The sequence below is a fragment of the Leisingera sp. ABD4_442 genome (assembly GCF_056160905.1).
On sequence record NZ_JBSWYB010000089.1, the window covers coordinates 1 to 1,244 of the forward strand.

1 protein-coding gene is annotated in these 1,244 nt (G+C 61.6%); it reads right to left on the reverse strand.

All coding sequences use genetic code 11. From position 1 onward, the window contains the following. Positions 1-26 precede the first annotated feature (26 nt). A protein-coding gene (locus ACXAHG_RS23470) for an IS3 family transposase (protein ID WP_475061229.1) occupies positions 27-1,177 on the reverse strand; the annotation gives its coding sequence in 2 pieces (ribosomal slippage) (positions 27-919 and positions 919-1,177; 1,152 coding nt in all). Positions 1,178-1,244: the final 67 nt, after the last annotated feature.

Here is a 1,244-nt window from a genome sequence, read left to right on the forward strand (position 1 = left end):
TGACCTGCCCCCCGATGGTCCCTTGCTCATGAGGAGAGTCTGCGGGTTTGGTTTTGGTAATCGTCGGTCTCGGGCTTGGCAAGCGCGGAGCCCTCAAATAGCTCAAGCACCTGCCGCGCTTGCTTTGGCGTTCTGTTCCCCAGCGAAGAGTGCGGCCTGACGTTGTTGTAATCGTAGCGCCACAGCGCCAGCTTGCGGCGGGCATCGTCCAGGGTATCGAACAGCTCTTCATTGAGAAGCTCGTCCCGCAGGCTGCCGTTGAATGACTCGATGAATGCATTCTGCTGCGGTTTCCCGGGGTCGATGTAATGCCAATCCACACCGTTCCTGCCGGCCCATTTCAGGATTGCCCGGCTGGTGAATTCCGTGCCGTTGTCGCTGACAATGCAAGCAGGCTTTCCGTAGATCCGGACGAGCGCGTCCAGCTCCCGGGCAACGCGCTCACCTGAAATGCTGGTGTCCGCGGCCAGGCACAGGTTTTCCCGGCAGCAGTCATCGTTCACGGCCAGAATGCGGAATTTCCGCGACGCGCCGAAGCTATCCGCCAGGAAGTCCAGGGACCAGCGCTGGTTGGGCTGCGTGGCTTCGGGCATCGGCGTTCGCGAGCCCCGGGCGCGTTTGCGGCCCCGCCGCCGCTTTACCGCAAGGCCTTCTTCCCGGTAGAGGCGGTACAGTTTTTTGTGGTTCATGATCAAGCCTTTGCGCTCAAGCAGCACGCCGATCCTCCGGTAGCCGAACCGGCGGCGTTTGCCAGCGATCTCTTTCATCTCCTGGCGGATCTCGGGATGGTCGGGCGGGCGTTCGCGCCGGACCGTCTTGGGGTCGACACCGACAAGCCGGCAGGCCCTGCGCTGCGAGATGCCGTGATCCCGCATTGCATTGAGCGCTGCCTCTCGCCGCTCTTTCGGTGCCGTCAGCTTTTTCCCAGCAGGTCTTTCAAAACCACGTTGTCGAGCATCGTGTCTGCCAGCAGCCGCTTCAGCTTGGCATTCTCATCTTCCAGCGCCTTCAGCCGCGCGGCCTCCGATACCTCCATGCCGCCATACTTGGACTTCAGCTTGTAAAAGGTCGCCGGGCTCAGGCCGTGCCGGCGGCACACCTCCGCTGTCGGCATCCCGGCTTCCTGCTCTTTGATCATCCCGATGATTTGCGCCTCGGTGAAACGGCTCTTACGCATTCGTCTGCTCCTACATAGGTTGGGCAGACTCTACTTCATGGTGAGGGATTTTGCGGGGGGCAGGTCA